This window comes from Caulobacter sp. Root655, assembly GCF_001427665.1.
Classification (GTDB): domain Bacteria; phylum Pseudomonadota; class Alphaproteobacteria; order Caulobacterales; family Caulobacteraceae; genus Caulobacter.
This window is the reverse complement of sequence record NZ_LMHC01000023.1, coordinates 410,714-427,496: the sequence shown is the minus strand read 5'-3', so window position 1 is coordinate 427,496 and position 16,783 is coordinate 410,714. Positions and strand designations below refer to the sequence as shown.

Genomic DNA, 16,783 nt, shown 5'->3' with positions numbered 1-16,783 from the left:
CGTCCCGACCGGGAGGGCTAGTCGGCGGCCGCGGGGGCCCCGCCGCCGCTCATGGCTTTGTTGGTCAACCAGATGACAGGGATCAGCAGCACGGTCAGCCAGGCCGAGGCGCGGAAGAAATCCACGGTGGCCAGCAGATAGGCCTGGTTGATCACCTGGCTGGTCGCCGCGCCCACGGCCTGGGCGTGGCTCATCCCCGCAGCCTGCATCTGCTCCAGAGCCGCCAGCCAGGCTGGATCGTTGGACGCCATGGTCTCCGAAATCCGCGTCTGGTGCAGGGATTCGCTACGATCCCAGACCGTGGTGGTCAGGGAGGCGGCGAAGCTGCCGGCGGTGATCCGCGAAAAGTTCGACAGGCCCGAGGCCGACGGCAGTTGGTGCGGCGGCACGCCGTTCAGCGAGATGGTGACCATCGAGATGAAGAAGGTGCTCATCGCCACGCCTTGCACCAGCATCGGCCAGACCAGGGCCTTGAAGTCGACGCCCGGCGTGAAGCCCGAGCGCATGTAGAACGACAGGGCGAAGGCAACCATCGACAGGGTGGCGATCCAGCGGGCGTCGACCTTCTGCATCAGACGCGCCGTGAACGGGGTCAGGAACACGGCCACCACGCCGCTCGGCGCGGCCACGAGCCCGGCCCAGGTGGCGATGTAGCCCATCCGGGTCTGCAGCCACAGCGGTTGCAGCAGGTTGCTGCCGAAGAACACCGCATAGCCTAGACAAAGCGCCACGGCGCCCAGGGTGAAGTTCCTCGACTTGAATAGCGACAGGTCGACGATCGGGTTCTTCTCGTGCAGTTCCCAGATCACCCAGGCGATGAAGCCGACGATCGCCACCAGGGTCTCGACGACGATGGCCGGCGAGTTGAACCAGTCGGCGTCCTTGCCGGTGTCGAGCATCACCTGCAGCGCGCCGACCCAGACCAGCAGCAGCATGAAGCCGGTGGTGTCGATCGGCGCCTTACGGGTGGGCGTCTCGCGCGTGGCCATGCCGCGCCAGCACAGGAAGGCGCAGATCAGGCCGATGGGCACATTGATCAGGAAGATCCACGGCCAGGCCAGGTTGTCGGAGATGTAGCCGCCCAGGATCGGGCCGCAGATCGGCGCCACCAGGGTGGTCATCGACCAGATGGCCAGAGCCGTGCCGCGCTTGCTGGCCGGGAAGATCATGATCAGCAGGGCCTGCGAGCCCGGGATCATCGGACCGGAGACCAGGCCCTGCAGGATGCGGAAGCCGATCAGCGACGAGAGGTTCCAGGAGATGCCGCACAGGAACGAGGCCAGGGTGAACAGCAGCACCGAGGCGACGAAGGTCTTGACTACCCCATAGCGGCCCATCAGCCAGCCGGTCAGCGGCACCGAGACGCCGTTGGCCACCGCGAACGAGGTGATCACCCAGGTGCCCTGGCTGGTGCTGACCCCCAGATTGCCGGCGATGGTCGGGATCGAGACGTTGGCGATGGTGCTGTCGAGCACCTGCATGAAGGTGCCCAGCGCCAGGGCGATCGAGGTGACGGCCAACAGGATGCCGGTCATCGGCGCTGGGCCGGTCGACGCGGCTCCGGCGGCGGGGGAGGAGTCCTGGGCGGCCATGCGGCGCTCCTTGGATCAGGCTTGAACCGGTGGGCTACTTGGAGATGTCGATGGCGGCCTTCATCGACAGGCCGACCCGCAGGGGGTGGCTCTTCAGGTCCGCCGGATCCAGGGCGATCCGCACCGGGAGGCGCTGCACCACCTTGATCCAGTTGCCCGAGGCGTTCTGGGCCGGGATCAGCGAGAAGGCCGAGCCGGTGCCGCCCGACAGGCCGACCACCTTGCCGTGGAACTTCACGCCGCCGCCATAGAGGTCGGACGTCAGGGTCACCGGCTGGCCGACGGCCACCTTGTCCAGCTGCACTTCCTTGAAATTGGCGTCGACATAGGCGGTGGTGGTCGGGACAATGGACATCAGCGGCGCGCCGACCTGGATTTGCTGGCCGACCTGGACGTTCTTCTTGGAGACCACGCCGGCGATCGGGGCGCGCAGCACGGTGCGGGTCAGGGCCAGTTGGGCGCTGGCCAGGCGGGCCTCGGCGGCGACCACCTCGGGGTTCTTGCCGGCAGGAAGGCCGGAGATCAGGGCGGTGTTGACGCCGCGCGTGCCTTCGGCGGCGTTGCGGCTGGCCAGGGCCTGGGCCTGGGCGGCGCGGGCTTCGACCAGGGCCGACTGGGCGTTGGTGAAGCGGCTCTGGGCGGTGGTCAGCTCCTCGCCCGACACCGCGCCGGACTCCGACAGGGCCTTGCGGCGGGACAGCTCGATCCTGGCCTGTTCGAGGCTGGCCTGGGCGCCGGTCACGGTGGCGTTGGCGCGGGCGATGTCGGCGTCACGGGCCGCGACCTGGCCGGCCAGGGCCGTGTCGCTGGCGAAGTAGCCCTGCACCTTGCGCTGGGCCTGGCCGAGCGCGGCCTGGGCCGAAAGCACGGCGATCTGGGCGTCGGCGTCGTCGATCACCACCAGTGGCTGGCCGGCGGCGACGATCTGGGTCTCGGAGACCAGCACCTTGGCGACCGGTCCGCTGATCAGCGGCGTCACCTGGGCGGTGTCGGCCCCGACATAGGCGTTGTCGGTCTCGACGTGCTTGCCCCCGATGAGAATGGCATACAGCACCCAGATCACGATACCGATCACCACCACGGCGGCGAGGCCGGTCAGCAGCTGGCGGCGGCGGCCGTTGGGGTTCGAAGTGGAAGCGGCGGTGTCGGCCATGGGGGAGATCCTGGAGGCGCGAAGATTGGATAAGGCGAAGAGGTTGTCGGTCGGCGTCAGGCGGGGGTGAAACCGCCGCCCAGGGCCCGCACCAGGGCGACGTCCAGGGCCAGGGCGCGACTGTCGAGATCGGCGACGATCCGGCGCTGGGTCAGGACGGCCTGCTCGGCCAGCAGCACGTTCTGGTAGGTCGACAGCCCGCCCTGGTAGCGCAGCTTGGCGATCCGGTAGCCGTCCTCGTTGGCCGCCAGGGCGGCGCGGGACTCGCCCAGCCGTGTGGCCAGGGCCCGCTCGCTGGCGGCGACGTCGGCGACGTCGCGCAGGGCCTGGGTGACGGCGTCGTCATAGGCGGCCACGGCGCCGTCACGGTCGGCTTCGGCGACCCGCAGGTTGGCCTTCAGGCGGCCGCCCTCGAAGATCGGCAGGCTGATGGCGGGGCCGACGCTGCCGACGTCCGAACCGCTGTCGAACAGCTTGTCCAGGTGCAGCGACTGCACGCCGATGGCGGCCGCCAGATTGACGTTGGGATAGAAGGCGGCCTTGGCCTGGCCGATCCGGCGGCTGCTGGCCTCGGCCCGCCACTTGGCGGCGACGATGTCTGGGCGGCGGCCGATCAGGTCGGCGGCCAGGTTGGCCGGCAGGCCGAACGGCTTGAGGGCGGCGATGCTCGGGCGGGCGATCGACAGGCCGCGGTCGGGGCCCGCTCCCAGCAGGGCGGCCAGGGCGTTGCGGGTCTGGGCGATCTGTTCGTCGACGGCCGCCAGTTCAGCGCGGGCCGTGGGCGGGCCAGCCTCCGCCTGGCGCAGCTCGCCGCGGGTGTCGAGGCCGTTGGTCACCCGGTCGCTCACCAGGTCGAGGGTTTCCAGCCGCAACGCCACGGCCCGTTCGGCCACGTCGCGCTCGGCGTAGAGCCGGCCGAGGTCGGCATAGGCCGCGGCCACCGAGGTGGCCAGCATCAGCCGGGCCTGGGCGGCGTCGGCCTGGGCGGCCTTGGCCTCGGAGGTCGCGGCGGCGACGGCTGCGCGGTTCTTGCCCCAGAAGTCCAGCTCCCAGCTGAAGTCCAGGCTCAGCCGGCCATAGTCGTTGTAGCCCTGGGGTACGAAGTCGGCGGGGATGCCGTTGTTGTAGCTCTGCTTGGAGCGGTCGACGCCGCCGTTGGCGCTGACGCTGGGCAGTCGCGCCGCCTTGGCCTGGTTGGCCAGGGCCTGGGCGCGGCGCAGGCGGGCCTCGGCCTGGGCAAGGGTCGGCGACCCGGTCAGGGCCTCGTCGACCAGGCCGTCCAGTTGGGTGTCGCCATAGGCCTTCCACCACGCATCGACCGGCCAGGCGGCGTCGGGGGCGGACAGGGTCTGGGTCGTCGCATAGGCGTCCGGGGCCTTGGCCACGCGGGCCGGGGTCGCGGCCGGCATGGTCGCGCAGGCGCTGGTCAGCAAGGCGGCCATCAGAATCGAAAGGGTGACGCCGATCTCCCTCGTCCTCGGCGGTTTGGAGGCGGGGAGCTGATCCAGAGCGTTCGAGGTCATGGGCGCGGCCGACTTGAACTGACCGTACTGTACGGTCATATGAGCTGCTGGATATAACCCGCGGCTTGACGGGATCAAGGGGGGCGCCGCCTTGATGGAAAAAGAATGATTCAGGACCTGAAACCGCGCCTCGACCGAGACGCCCGCCGTGAGGCTATCCTCGACGTCGCCCGCGACGTCTTTCTCGAGGAGGGCTACGCCAACGCGTCCATGTCGACGATCGCCGCGCGGGTCGGCGGGTCGAAGGGCACGCTCTACAACTACTTCAAGAACAAGGAGCAGTTGTTCGCCGCCTATGTGGTCCGCCACTGCGCCTGGCAGCGCGACGCCATGTTCGAGATCTCGGCCGAGGTGGACGACATCCGCGCCGCCCTGACCAAAGTGGGGCGCACCTACCTGTCGATCGTGCTCAGCGATTTCAGCCTGAGCAATTTCCGGGTGATCGTCGCCGAAGCCCAGCGCACGCCGGAAATCGGCAGGGCGTTCTATGAAGCCGGGCCCAAGAGCGGGTCAGAACTGCTGGGCGCCATTCTCCAGAAGGCCGCCGACCGGGGGCAGTTGAAGCTCACCGATCCCGTCCATGCCGCGCACCAGTTCATCGGTCTGTGCCAGAACCGGATGATGAAGGCCCGTCTGTGCAACGCCATGGCTGAACCCACCGCCGAGGAGATCGATCGGGAAGTGCTCCCGGCCGTCGAGGTGTTCCTCGCGGCGTTCGGGCCGGATCGGTAGGCGATTTCCACTTGGCGCGGCGGCCGTAAGGCGGCACTTGGGACGGTGGAGGAGGGCGCGGCTTGGCGTCCTCGCAAGACGGAAGCCCAGCCCATGCATGGCGTCACCATCGTCGACCACCCGCTGGTCCGCCACAAGCTGACCAAGATGCGCGACAAGGGCACCTCGACGAAGACGTTCCGCGCCCTGATGCGCGAAACCGCGACTCTGCTCTGCTACGAGGTGACGCGCGGCCTGCCCACCCACACCGTCCGGATCGAGACCCCGGTGGCGCCGACCGACGCCGAGGTCATCGCCGGCAAGAAGCTGGTCTTCGCCCCGATCTTGCGCGCCGGCCTGGGCATGGCCGAAGGCATGCTCGACCTGGTGCCGTCGGCGCGGGTGGCGCACATCGGCCTGTACCGCGACCCGACCTCGCTGGAGGCGGTCGAGTATTATTACAAGACGCCCGAGGACATCGCCGACCGTCTGGTGATCGTGGTCGACCCGATGCTGGCCACTGGCCACACGGCGGTCGCCGCCATCGCCCGGCTGAAGAAGTCCGGCGTCACCGATCTGCGTTTCGTCTGCCTGGTGGCCTCGCGCCAGGGCGTCGAGACCCTGCGGGCCGCCCATCCCGACGTGCAGATCTGGACGGCGGCGATCGACGCCGAGCTCAACGACCACGGCTACATCGTGCCCGGCCTGGGCGACGCCGGCGACCGGACCTTCGGCACGCGCTAGCGCCATGTTCCAAGGCGCATCGAAGATGCTTTTGGCGAATAGTTAACGCCGGTCTTCCACCGAGCAAGCTTGGGCGTTAAGGCTGTCGCATGCCGTTCGCGCCGCCCTTGATCTTTGTCGTCGATGACGACGCCGCCACCCTGGAACTGGTCCAGATCAGCCTGGAGCGCGAGGGCTTCGCCGTGCGGACCTTCGGCTCGGTGGCGCTGGTCCTCGGCGCGCTGATCCGCGAAACGCCGGTCCTGACCCTGCTCGACGTGCGCATGCCCGGCCAGAGCGGACTCGACGCCCTGAAGGCGATCAAGGAATCGCCGAACGGCGCGGACATCCAGGTCCTGATGCTGACCGGCGACGGCCGTCTGGACCGCATCGTCCAGGCCGTGCAACTGGGCGCGGTCGGCTATGTGATGAAGCCGTTCGAACCCCAGCACCTGGCCGCCAAGGTGCGCGAGGCGCTGGCGGCCGCCTAGAACGGCCACCAGCTGCGCCACCAGCCAACGACCCCCGCCCAGAACGCGGTCAGCCGGTCCATCGACGTGGGCGCGACCACCGGCTTGGGCGGCGGCGCGGGCACGAACCAGCTGGGCGCGGCCGGCGGGGCGCAGTTCATCCGCATGCCCACGCCCTTCAGATAGCCGCGACGCACGGCGCCGGCCCGGATCGCGGCCTGCACCGCCCTGTCGTGCTTGGCCGCGCCGGTCAGCCTGCGGATCCAGCCTCGGAAGGGCAGGACGTTCTGGGTGGTGTTGCGCACCTCCCCGACACCAGCGCCCCAGGCGGCGTCGGCGACCTTCTTGCCGCGCGAGCGCTGGTCGGGCGGCGGGACCTCGTCCAGGTCCGGACCCAGGGCGGCGTCCAGCCGGCCGATCTCGCCGGCCAGACCTTCGCAGCGGCCCAGGCCCTCCACGTCGTAGGGATCGGCGACGGCGCGGTTCAGCACGGCCGGGATCTGGGTCTGCTTGAGGTTCAGGTCCTCGAGCGGCGCGGCGACCGCGTCGCGCATCGTGTCCTTGTGCTCCAGGGTCCCTGGATCGGCCGCCAGGGCAGGGCCGGCCAGCAGGGCGGCGGCGATCAGGAGCGGAGCGAAGCGTGGGCGCATGGCGCGAGATCGCCCGTCTTGGCCGCGGCGCGCAAGCGGAATCGGGGGAGTCTCAGATCACGCCGGCGCGCAGCAGGTCGTGCACGTGCAGGATGCCGACCGGGCGTTGCTGCTCGACCACGAACAGCACGGTGATGCGTCGATCGTTCATGATCTTCAGGGCTTCGGCCGCCAGGGCCCCGGGCGCGATGGTCTGGGGACCCCGGGTCATGACCTCGCCGGCCGCGTGGCCCATCAGCCCGTCCATGTGACGGCGCAGGTCGCCGTCGGTGATCAGTCCGCTGAGGGTCCCGTCCGGCGCGACCACGCCCACGGCGCCGAAGCGCTTTTCGCTCATCACCAGCAGGGCTTCGGACATTGGCGCGGCTTCGCGGGTCAGCGGCAGCTCGTCATGACCGTGCATCAGGTCGCCGACCGTGCGCAGCATTGCGCCCAGCTTGCCGCCGGGATGGAAGACGCGGAAGTCGCTGGCGGTGAATCCGCGCCGCTCCAGCAGGGCCACGGCCAGGGCGTCGCCCAGGGCCATCTGCAGGGTGGTGGAGGTGGTGGGCGCGCTGACCTCGGACGTCGCCTCGGGCGCGTCGGGCAACAGCAGCAGAATGTCGCCGGCCCGGCCCAGCTGGCTGTCGGCCACGGCGGTGACGGCGATGATCGGGATCGAGAACCGCTTGGCGTAGGCCAGGGTGTCGGACAGCTCGCGCGCCTCGCCGGACTTCGACAGGGCCAGCACGACGTCGCCCTGGCCGATCATGCCCAGGTCGCCGTGGCTGGCCTCGGCGGCGTGCACGAACATGGCGGGCGAGCCGGTGGAAGCCAGGGTGGCGGCGATCTTGCGCGCCACGTGGCCCGACTTGCCGATCCCGGTGCAGACGACCCGGCCCTTGGCGTCGAACAGCGCCTCCACGGCGCGGACGAACGATTCGTCCAACGCGGCGGACAGCTGGCACAGCGCCTGCGCTTCGGCGTTCAGCACTCGCTGGCCGACGACGATCGCGTCGAAGGCGCTCATTGCCCCGCTTCCGCGGCGCGGGCGTCGGTCACCTGCTGCCTGGCCTGCTGGTCGCGCAGGGCGGCGGCGTCCTTCTCGCGCTGGATCTTGGCGCGCATCTCGGGCGTCTGCTGGATGGGCACCGTCCCCCACGGCGGGGGCGAACGGTCGCCGTAGCCTTGGGGCCAGACGAGAGAGAAGGCGATCATGGCCAGGCCGATGAGCGCCATGAGCGGCATGAAGATGCGATCGGGCATGGCCTGCCTATAGCACGCCCCTTTTTTTTAAACAGGGAGAGGGGTGCGAGAGAAGGGCGGGGCGCTTGACGCAAGGTCCCCTGGGGCTTAGCCCGCCCTGCGACACATCTTGGAGGCCTGATGCCCGTCCTCGTCCTGCTCCGCCACGGCCAAAGCCAGTGGAATCTCGAAAACCGCTTCACCGGCTGGGTGGACGTGGATCTGACCGCCGAAGGCGAGGCCCAGGCCCGCAAGGGCGGTGAGCTGATCAAGGCCGCCGGCCTCGAACTCGACGAGGCCTACACCTCGGTCCAGACCCGCGCGATCCGCACCTGCAACCTGGCGCTGGACGCGGCGGGCCAGAGCTTCGTGCCGGTGACCAAGGACTGGCGGCTGAACGAGCGCCACTACGGCGGCCTGACCGGCCTGAACAAGGCCGAGACCGCCGAGAAGCACGGCGAGGAGCAAGTCACCATCTGGCGCCGTTCCTACGACATCCCGCCGCCGGAACTGGCCCCGGGCGGCGAATACGACTTCAACAAGGACCGTCGCTACGCGGGCCTGGACCTGCCGGCCACCGAGAGCCTGAAGACCACCCTGGTCCGCGTCCTGCCCTATTGGGAAGCCGAGATCGCGCCCAAGCTCAAGGCCGGCGAGACGATCCTGGTAGCCGCCCACGGCAACTCGCTGCGCGCCATCGTCAAGCACCTGTTCAACGTGCCCGACGCCGAGATCGTCCATGTCGAGATCCCCACCGGCAATCCGCTGGCCATCGATCTGGACGGCGACCTGAAGCCGACCGGCGCCCGCTACCTCGACGAGTCGCGCGCCCAGCCGCTTCCAATGGCCGGTTGAGGACGGGCGGCGGAGCGACCTCTGGTCGCCCCGAAGGGCTTGGAAACGCAGCGTTAATGCGGGTCCGCGCATTCTGTTCGCCTGACCCTTCGGGGATTCGACACGAGCAGCCATGAACGCCCCACCCGCGGCAGGCCAAGAGCATCGACGCCTGACGCAACACGACGTGGATCTGATCTGCGCCAAGCATGACCGCCTGTGGTCGGCTCGGCTGGGAGGGGCGCGCGCGGTCTTCGCCTTCTGCGATCTGTCCGGCCTGTCGGTCACCGGGCGCAATCTGTGCGACGCAGACTTCACCGGCGCCTTGCTGGTCGGGTGCGACCTGCGACGCACCAAGCTCGACAACGCCAGTCTCTACGGCGCCGACCTGCAGGGCTCGGACCTGACCGACGCCTCGATGCGGCGCTGCGACCTGCGCGGCTCCAGCCTTCGGGGCGCCAACCTGACCGGCGCGGACCTGTTCGAGGCCGACCTGCGCGAAGGCCAGATCGCCGCCGCCGACCGCAAGGAAGGCTACCGGGTTCTCGAACCCCAGCAGCGCGAGGCCCAGGCCCATGGCGCGATCCTGGCCGGGGCCAACCTGGAACGCTCGCGCCTGTCGGGCATCATCGCCACCAAGGCCGACTTCAGCGACGCGATCCTCAAGGACGCCAAGCTGGTGCGCGCCAACCTCAAGCAGGCCAATTTCAACGGCGCCAACCTGGCGGGGGCGGACCTTTCCGGGGCCAACCTAACCGGCGCGGACCTGCGCAACGCCGTGCTGGTGGGCGCCAAGACGATGTCGTGGAACATCAACGACACCAACCTGGACGGCGCACTGACCGACAAGGCCTCGGGCACCGACGTTTCCGACATGCCCTACGAGCGGATGATCGCCGACCACGCGCGCTGGTGCGAGACCGGCGGCGCGGAGGGCAAGCCCTCGGTGTTCGACAGGGCCGACCTGCGCAATCTCAAGTCGGTGCGCGGCTTCAACCTGACCGCCCTATCGGCCAAGGGGGCGGTGTTCTACGGCCTCGACATGGAGAGCGTGCAGATGCAGGGCGCGCAGCTGGAAGGCGCCGACCTGCGATCCTGCAACCTGCGCCGGGCCGACCTGCGCGGGGCGCGGCTGAAGGGCGCCAAGCTGGCGGGATCGGACCTGCGCGAGGCCCAGCTGGGGCCGCTGCTGATCGGCCGCGACCGCCTGCTGCCCAGCGATCTGACCGGCGCCCTGCTGACCAACGCCGACTTCGCGCGCGCCGATCTGCGCCAGGCCTGTTTGAGCGGCGCCGACCTGTCGCGCGCCAACTTCACCAACGCCCTGCTCAAGGACATCGACATCACCGGCGCGATCCGCATGGGCGCGCGCGGCCTGGACGACGTGATCTGAGCCGGTCGGCGGCGCGCTTCTTCACCTGAACGTTCGTAAGTTGCGACAAAGCGACGCGGCCTTAACGCTTCGCTTGTCGGTCCTCGTTATTCTGTAGCCTGAACCAATAGGTTCGGGGGAGCTTGGGGGAACATGACAGCGGCGCGGAGCCTTGCTGGACGTCGGCGGCTGAGTCAGGCCGAACTCGACATGATCGTCACAGCCCACGAGAAGTTCGTCACCGGCAAGCAGGGCGGCAAGCGCGCCTCGCTGCGGTTCATGAACCTGTCGGGCCTGGACCTGTCGTTCCGTAACCTGGCCGACGCCGACCTGTCGGCCTCGATCCTCGACGGCTGCCGCATGGTCCGCACCAAGCTGGAACGCGCCAGTCTGTTCGGCGCCGACCTGCGCAAGGCCGACCTGCGCCAGGCGATCCTGGTTCGCGCCGACCTGCGCGGCGCCTGCCTGCGCGGCGCCAACCTTTCCCAGGCCGACCTGACCCAGGCCGACTTCCGTGAAGGCCAGGTGGCCGTCCCGCATCCGCGCAAGGGATTGGAGTCCTGTCGCCACGAGGCCCGCACCGGCGAGGTCGACGAGGCCAATTTCTCGGGGGCGACGCTCGACGGCTCGCAGTTCTCGGGCGTCTCGGCGTTCAAGGCCGATTTCAGCGACTGTTCGCTGCGTGGCGCCAAGCTCTCGGGCGCCAATCTCAAGGACGCCAACCTGACCGGGGCCATCCTCGACGGGGCCGATGTCAGCGGCGCCAACCTGGAAGGCGCCAATTTCACCGGCGCGGTTATGACCGGGGTCGACACCTCCGGCGCCCGGACCAGCGGCGCGGAGATGCAGGGTTGCCTGACAGCCTCGACCGCCCAGGCGGTGTCGCAGGCCGACGAAATCCATCGGCGCTGCCTGGACAACCAGGTCTGGTGCCGGACCGGCGGCAAGGAGGGCGCGCCGGCCCGCCTCGACGGCGAGGACCTGCGTCCGCTGGGTGACCGGCTGAAGGGGCTGCGCCTGACGGCGATGAGCGCGGTCGGGGCCTGCATGGTCGGCATCGACCTCTCGGGAGCCCAGCTTCAGGGCGCGAACCTGCAGAACGCCGACCTGCGCACCGCCAACCTGCGCGGCGCCGACCTGCGCGGGGCCAAGCTGTCGGGGGCCAACCTGACCAAGGCCGACCTGCGCCAGGCGTCGCTGTCGCCCCTGCCGTTGGGCCCCGAGCGCAAGACCGTGGCCAATCTCACGGCGACGCGCCTGCGCTACGCCCTGCTCCAGGCCGCCGATCTCAGCGAGGCGGTGCTGGACGGTGCGGACCTGCGGGGCGCGGACCTCACCGGCGCGCGCCTGACCAAGACCAGTCTGCGCGGTTGCGACCTGTCCCAGGTCCAGGGCCTGGATTTCGCGCCCGCCTAGGCGAGCGGCATGCGGAACGTGAAGCAGGTTTCCAAGGCGCCCGATTGGACCGCCAGGACGCCGCCACGGGCTCGGGCGATTTCCGACGAAAGAGGGCGGCGCCTCGCGGCACCGCCCAAAAGTCTGGAGGGGGAGAAAAGCTAACGCGCGACGGCGCGGTTAGGCCGCTTTTTCGCCTTCGATCAGCGTCGAGCCGGCCTTGATCTCGATGGTGCGCGGCTTGAGGGCCTCGGGCAGTTCGCGCTTCAGGGCGATCGACAGCAGGCCGTCCGACAGGGCGGCGTCGGTCACGACCACGTAGTCGGCCAACTGGAAGCGGCGCTCGAAGTTGCGCGCGGCCAGACCGCGGTGGAGGTAGCGCTTGGCTTCGTCATTGGCCGGCTTGCGACCGGTGACGGTGAGGAGGTTTTCCTTCACCTCGACGCCGAGTTCCTCCGGCTTGAAGCCTGCCACGGCGATCTCGACGCGGTAGGCGTTCTCGTCGGTGCGCTCGATGTTGTAGGGAGGGTAGCCTGAGGCGGCTTCGTTCGAGGCGGCGGCGTCCAGCTGGGCGGCCAGCCGGTCAAAGCCGACGACGGAGCGATACAGGGGGGAAAGGTCGATCGTACGCATGGTCACATCCTTCTTTTCAAGCAAGGTTGTTCAATCAGTTCAGATCTTTGGCGACCCTGGATAGGCGTCGCCCGTGATCTGGAAGGCCCGGGGTTCCAGCGCCTTCGAGACCAAGGTGGTGCGCCGATTTTTCACTTCAAGAGGTTGAATGGCGGCGTCGGCGGTGAATCGCTTGATCGTTGTTCGCCCACCGCTAAGGTCGGCGCGCCCAATCTTGGCCAATCGTTTCGAGAGCCCCGATGATGACCGACCGCCGCCATCTCCTGCTCCTGGCCGCCACGGCGTTTTGCCTTGGCGCGACGCCGGCCCTGGCCGATGACTCCGCCCTGCAACTGGCCATCTCCTCGCCCGACCGCGCGCCCGCCAGCGTAGCCCGCGACGGCGCTCGCCATCCCTATGCGAGCCTGGTTTTCTGGGGGCTGAAGCCGAAACAGACCATCGTCGAGGTGTCGCCGGGCGGCGGCTACTGGACCGAGATTCTCGCGCCCTACGCCAAGATCACGGGTGGAACCTATGTGGCCGGTGTCGCCGACCTGGCCAATCCGAAGATTTCCGAGGGGGCCAAGAAGGGCAGGGCGGCGTTCGAGACCCGCTTCGCCGATCCGGCCAAGTACGGCACGGTCCAGTTCGCCAACTTCGGGCCGGTGGCCGGACCGCTGGGCGCGCCGGGCTCGGCCGACTTGGTCATCACCGCCCGCAACGTCCACAACTGGACCGGCCAACCGGGCGTCGCCGACAAGATTTTCGCCGATTTCTTCGCGGTGCTGAAGCCGGGCGGCCTGCTCGGGATCGAGGATCACCGGGCCGACCCCAAGTCAGAGACCGACAAGGGCGCGGACGGCTACCTGGCCACCGCGACGGTGGTGGCCTTGGCGGAAAAGGCCGGTTTCAAGCTCGACGCCCAGTCGGAGATCAACGCCAACCCCAAGGACACCAAGGACCATCCGTTCGGCGTCTGGACCCTGCCGCCAGTGCGTCAAAGCGCGCCCAGCGGCCAGCCCGCCGACCCCGCCTTCGACCACGCCAAGTACGACGCCATCGGCGAGAGCGACCGCATGACGCTGCGCTTCCGCAAGCCGGGCTGATCCCGCCGGGCCCGATGGGCGCCGTTTCGCCAAGGTCGCGTGCATGATCCTGGCGAAAGTTGAGATGTTGGGGGGAGCATGAGCCAGGGACTTTGGTGGTCGCGACGCGGTTTGCTGGCGGGAGCCGGCGCCTTGGGCGTGGCCGGTTGCGGCCGCAAGGCCGACAAGGTCGCCCAGGCCAAGCCGACGGCCAAGGCCGAGCCGATGACCCTGAAGGCCGCGACCCAGGGCGACTGGCGCTCGCCCGCCGACAAGGCCCGCGACGTCTGGCGCCATCCGGTCGAGAGCCTTGAATTCTGGGGTCTGAAGCCCGGCCAGACCGTGGTCGAGTTCTGGCCCGGGGCCGGTTGGTACACCGACATCCTGGCCCCCTATCTGGCGGCGACGGGCGGCAAGCTGTACGCCGCCTCGTTGCAGACCGACCTTCCCGACGAACCGACCGCCGGAGAGATCGTCGAAGCCTATCGCCACAAGCTGACCGCCAAGCCCAAGGTCTATGGCGACGTCGCGATCACCGCCTTCGGCCCCGCCAGCGGCCCGGTGGCCCCGGCCGGCTCGGCCGACCTCGTGCTGTTCCTGCGCAACCTGCACAACTGGATGGCGGCCGGCCTGACCGAGAAGGCCTTCCGCGACGCCTTCACGGTCCTGAAGCCTGGCGGCGTGCTGGGGATCGAGGAGCATCGGGGCGAGCCCGGCCGCGTGCAGGACGTCCTGGCGGCCGACGGCTATGTGCAGCAAGCCTATGTGGTCGAGATGGCCAAGGAGGCGGGGTTCGTCCTGGCGGGCGAAAGCGAGATCAACGCCAATCCCAAGGACACCAAGGACCATCCGTTCGGCGTCTGGACCCTGCCGCCCACCCGGCTGTCGGCGCCGCGCGGCGAGCCGGCCGAGCCGGGCTTCGACCACGCCAAGTACGACGCCATCGGCGAGAGCGACCGCATGACCCTGAAGTTCGTCAAACCCCGGTGACCATGACCCTATCCCGCCACGCCGCCGCTCCGGCCCTGATCGCCCTGGCCCTCGCTTCCGCCACGCTGACCTCCGGCGTCTTCGCCACCGCCGCTTGGGCCGACACCGGCAAGACCGTGCCGGCCACCAAGGTCTTTCCGTTCCTGGAGGCCTTCCTGAAGGTGCCGGCCAACGAACGCTCGCGCATGAGGGTGAGCTACAGCCTGCGTCAGGGCGGCAAGCCCCCGGCCGGGGTCAAGGCCACGCTCATCGAGGCCGGTGGCGCGCGCACGCCGCTGCCGATTGATGCGGCGGGACGGTTCGAGCGCACGCCCACCCTGGCGCAACTGCAGGCCAAGGCGCAGGTGACGCTGGACGCGCCGCCCGAGACCAAGTTCGGGATCGCCATGGACCTGGATCCGACGCTCAAGCCGGCGATGGAGTACGAGACCCGCGATCTGGTCGCCACCGTGACCGAGACCAACGCCGCGATCCGAAAGGCCGCCGGTCCTATGGCGATGATCGCTCCAACCATGACCGGGATCGCCTTCGCCAAGGCCGAGTCCGGGGTGGCCGTGTTCCCCAACGGCGCCTCCCAGCCGTTGCCGGTCGTCGAGGGCATGCCCTATTATCGGCCGGAACAGTTCAAGGGCGCGGTCAAGGTGCGGCTGGGCAGGATGCCGGCCAGCGTGGGATTCTACGACAAGAAGAAATAGCCGCCGGCGCGTCTGAACAGTGTTTACTCGCCGCCGCCGAGCGGCCAGTCTGCCGCCGAAGAATCCACGCGCAGACAGGGAGACCGCGCTCATGGCCACGTTGCAGGAAATCACCGATCGTATCAAAGGCGCTGTTGGCGACGACAGCGGCCTGGGCAAGAGCCTGAAGTTCGACCTGAAGGACACCGGCGTCATCCATATCGATGGCGGCGCCGTGACCAACGAAGACACTCCCGCCGACCTGACCATGACCCTGTCGCTGGACGACCTGCTGGCCATCGGCGCCGGCTCGCTGGACCCGACCATGGCGGTGATGACCGGCAAGCTGAAGCTGTCGGACATGGGTACGGCCATGGCGCTGCAGTCGAAGATGGCGGCCCTCTTCGCGAAGATGCGCTGATCCATGACCGGGACGGCGTCTCTGGTCTCGATTCCCGAGGCGCCCGTTCCCGATCACGGAAAGGCCGAATGGTTCAGCGGCGCGGATGGGGCGACCCTCCGCGCCGCTTTCTTTTCGCCTGACGGCCAACCCCGTGGCTCGGTGGTGGTCAGTCCCGGCCGCAGCGAACCGATCGAGAAATATTTCGAGGTGGTCCAGGACCTGCTGGATCGGGGCTTCGTCGTGCTGGTCCACGACTGGCGCGGGCAGGGGCTGTCGCACCGCGCGCTGCCCGACCGCCTGAAGGGCCACGCGGCGGGCTTCAAGCCCTTCCTCGCCGACTATCAGGCCCTGTTGGCGACCTTCGAGGCGCGCCTGCCCAAGCCCTGGATCGCGCTGGGCCACTCGATGGGCGGTTGCCTGACGGCCCTGGTCCTGGCCAAGGGCGAGACGCGCTTTTCCGCCGCGGTGCTGTCGGCGCCGATGCTGGGCCTCAACACCGGCGGCAAGCCGCCCCGCGCGGCGCGGGCCTTGGCCTGGATCATGGCCCGTGCGGGTCTGGCGAGCGACTATGTGCTGGGCGACAAGGGCGACCCCTTCATCCAGACCTTCCCCAAGGATGCGCTGACCCACGACGCGGCGCGCTACGCCCGCCACCAGGCCCAGGTCCGCGCCAATCCCGACCTCGCCCTGGGCGGCATCACCTGGGGCTGGACCGATTTCGCGTTCTCCGCCTGCGCCTGGCTGCGGCGGTCGAAGGGCGTCGAGGCCATTTCCATTCCCGTGACCATCGTCGGGGCCGGCGACGACAGCCGGGTGACGGTCGCCGACGAGCGGGCGGTCGCCGCCCGCATCCCCAAGGGCCGCTATCTGGAGATCGACGGCGCCTTCCACGAGATCCTGATCGAGACCGACGACAAGCGCGCCCAGTTCTGGGCGGCGTTCGACGAGACGGTGGGCGGGGTCGCTCCCTTGGACGTCGGGGGGGCTGCTTGAGTATCTGGACCTGGTTGAAGTCGTTCGGCGGGTCAGCGCTCCGGCGCCAGGCTGAACCCGAGACGGCTTACATCGTGTCTTTCGATGGGACCGTCATTGCTGTTCGTGATCCCGACAAGCGGGAGCATCAACTCCCGATCTCGGACCTTCGCGGAGTGGTGATCGAGACGGACGACTCCGGTCCCTGGGGAGCGGATTTGTGGTGGCTGCTGTTTGGTGCGGACGACCTGGTCGCCGTAGCCTTTCCAGGCGGCGCCACCGATGAGCAGATTGTCATCGACCAGCTGATGGCCCTGCCTGGCTTTGATTTCGAGGCCATGACGAGGGCCATGAGTTCGACCGACGTCGCGGTGTTTCCCGTGTGGCGGGCCGCTTAGCG

The 16,783-nt window shown here is 69.1% G+C and carries 19 protein-coding genes; 12 read left to right on the top strand and 7 right to left on the bottom strand.

All coding sequences use genetic code 11. From position 1 onward, the window contains the following. Window positions 1-17: 17 nt before the first annotated feature. Genes ASD79_RS16935 through ASD79_RS16925 form a run of 3 tightly spaced genes read right to left on the bottom strand, consistent with a single transcriptional unit; the run spans window position 18 to window position 4,187 of the window. Window positions 18-1,592: a DHA2 family efflux MFS transporter permease subunit gene (locus tag ASD79_RS16935; protein ID WP_056723689.1), complete on the bottom strand. Its 1,575-nt coding sequence runs from the start codon at window positions 1,590-1,592 to the stop codon at window positions 18-20. Between the two features lie 34 nt (window positions 1,593-1,626). After that, complete coding sequence (locus tag ASD79_RS16930; RefSeq protein WP_056723687.1) at window positions 1,627-2,745, bottom strand: HlyD family efflux transporter periplasmic adaptor subunit; 1,119 nt, start codon at window positions 2,743-2,745, stop codon at window positions 1,627-1,629. A gap of 56 nt (window positions 2,746-2,801) precedes the next feature. Then, a complete protein-coding gene (locus ASD79_RS16925; protein ID WP_368664867.1) occupies window positions 2,802-4,187 on the bottom strand; it encodes an efflux transporter outer membrane subunit in 1,386 nt (461 codons plus the stop codon). 186 nt (window positions 4,188-4,373) lie between these two features. Here ASD79_RS16925 and ASD79_RS16920 point away from each other — a divergent pair, with 186 nt between their 5' ends. The 3 genes from ASD79_RS16920 (at window position 4,374) to ASD79_RS16910 (ending at window position 6,193) form a co-directional block, all read left to right on the top strand. Then, entirely contained in the window at window positions 4,374-5,000 is a 627-nt protein-coding gene (locus tag ASD79_RS16920; RefSeq protein ID WP_056723683.1) for a TetR/AcrR family transcriptional regulator, read from the top strand. Window positions 5,001-5,093: 93 nt separating this feature from the next. Beyond that, the gene (upp, locus tag ASD79_RS16915; RefSeq protein ID WP_056723681.1) at window positions 5,094-5,723 is read left to right on the top strand and encodes a uracil phosphoribosyltransferase; all 630 of its coding nucleotides are present in this window, start codon (window positions 5,094-5,096) and stop codon (window positions 5,721-5,723) included. Between the two features lie 89 nt (window positions 5,724-5,812). Continuing rightward, entirely contained in the window at window positions 5,813-6,193 is a 381-nt protein-coding gene (locus ASD79_RS16910; RefSeq protein WP_056723679.1) for a response regulator, read from the top strand. Here the strand turns inward: ASD79_RS16910 and ASD79_RS16905 are convergent. Genes ASD79_RS16905 through ASD79_RS16895 form a run of 3 tightly spaced genes read right to left on the bottom strand, consistent with a single transcriptional unit; the run spans window position 6,190 to window position 8,067 of the window. Next, window positions 6,190-6,822: a hypothetical protein gene (locus ASD79_RS16905; protein ID WP_056723677.1), complete on the bottom strand. Its 633-nt coding sequence runs from the start codon at window positions 6,820-6,822 to the stop codon at window positions 6,190-6,192. The genes ASD79_RS16910 and ASD79_RS16905 overlap by 4 nt on opposite strands. Window positions 6,823-6,874: 52 nt before the next feature. Beyond that, complete coding sequence (locus ASD79_RS16900) at window positions 6,875-7,831, bottom strand: SIS domain-containing protein (RefSeq protein ID WP_056723675.1); 957 nt, start codon at window positions 7,829-7,831, stop codon at window positions 6,875-6,877. Beyond that, window positions 7,828-8,067, bottom strand: a complete 240-nt coding sequence (locus ASD79_RS16895; protein WP_056723673.1) for a hypothetical protein — start codon at window positions 8,065-8,067, stop codon at window positions 7,828-7,830. Before ASD79_RS16895 ends, ASD79_RS16900 begins: the two co-directional genes overlap by 4 nt. Window positions 8,068-8,187: 120 nt before the next feature. Between ASD79_RS16895 and gpmA the strand changes: the two genes are divergently transcribed. From gpmA to ASD79_RS16880, 3 genes are all read left to right on the top strand, one after another. Continuing rightward, the gene (gene gpmA / locus ASD79_RS16890; RefSeq protein ID WP_056723671.1) at window positions 8,188-8,901 is read left to right on the top strand and encodes a 2,3-diphosphoglycerate-dependent phosphoglycerate mutase; all 714 of its coding nucleotides are present in this window, start codon (window positions 8,188-8,190) and stop codon (window positions 8,899-8,901) included. A 112-nt stretch (window positions 8,902-9,013) separates the two neighbouring features. Continuing rightward, the gene (locus ASD79_RS16885; RefSeq protein ID WP_056723669.1) at window positions 9,014-10,273 is read left to right on the top strand and encodes a pentapeptide repeat-containing protein; all 1,260 of its coding nucleotides are present in this window, start codon (window positions 9,014-9,016) and stop codon (window positions 10,271-10,273) included. A 132-nt stretch (window positions 10,274-10,405) separates the two neighbouring features. Beyond that, window positions 10,406-11,668 carry a pentapeptide repeat-containing protein gene (locus ASD79_RS16880; protein ID WP_056723668.1) on the top strand — a complete coding sequence of 421 codons (1,263 nt, stop codon included), beginning with the start codon at window positions 10,406-10,408 and terminating at the stop codon, window positions 11,666-11,668. 159 nt (window positions 11,669-11,827) lie between these two features. On the opposite strand, the gene ASD79_RS16875 is transcribed toward ASD79_RS16880, so the two are convergent. After that, window positions 11,828-12,280, bottom strand: a complete 453-nt coding sequence (locus ASD79_RS16875; protein ID WP_056724102.1) for an Hsp20 family protein — start codon at window positions 12,278-12,280, stop codon at window positions 11,828-11,830. A gap of 242 nt (window positions 12,281-12,522) precedes the next feature. Between ASD79_RS16875 and ASD79_RS16870 the strand changes: the two genes are divergently transcribed. The 6 genes from ASD79_RS16870 (at window position 12,523) to ASD79_RS16845 (ending at window position 16,781) form a co-directional block, all read left to right on the top strand. Continuing rightward, complete coding sequence (locus tag ASD79_RS16870; RefSeq protein ID WP_056724100.1) at window positions 12,523-13,365, top strand: class I SAM-dependent methyltransferase; 843 nt, start codon at window positions 12,523-12,525, stop codon at window positions 13,363-13,365. 78 nt (window positions 13,366-13,443) lie between these two features. Then, window positions 13,444-14,334, top strand: a complete 891-nt coding sequence (locus tag ASD79_RS16865) for a class I SAM-dependent methyltransferase (RefSeq protein ID WP_056723665.1) — start codon at window positions 13,444-13,446, stop codon at window positions 14,332-14,334. A 2-nt stretch (window positions 14,335-14,336) separates the two neighbouring features. Next, window positions 14,337-15,029, top strand: a complete 693-nt coding sequence (locus ASD79_RS16860) for a hypothetical protein (RefSeq protein ID WP_082584994.1) — start codon at window positions 14,337-14,339, stop codon at window positions 15,027-15,029. A 91-nt stretch (window positions 15,030-15,120) separates the two neighbouring features. Further along, a complete protein-coding gene (locus tag ASD79_RS16855; protein ID WP_007668526.1) occupies window positions 15,121-15,429 on the top strand; it encodes an SCP2 sterol-binding domain-containing protein in 309 nt (102 codons plus the stop codon). A gap of 3 nt (window positions 15,430-15,432) precedes the next feature. Next, on the top strand, window positions 15,433-16,404 hold the full coding sequence (locus tag ASD79_RS16850; protein ID WP_056723663.1) for an alpha/beta fold hydrolase: 972 nt from the start codon (window positions 15,433-15,435) through the stop codon (window positions 16,402-16,404). Next, complete coding sequence (locus ASD79_RS16845) at window positions 16,401-16,781, top strand: hypothetical protein (RefSeq protein ID WP_235524486.1); 381 nt, start codon at window positions 16,401-16,403, stop codon at window positions 16,779-16,781. Before ASD79_RS16850 ends, ASD79_RS16845 begins: the two co-directional genes overlap by 4 nt. Window positions 16,782-16,783: the final 2 nt, after the last annotated feature.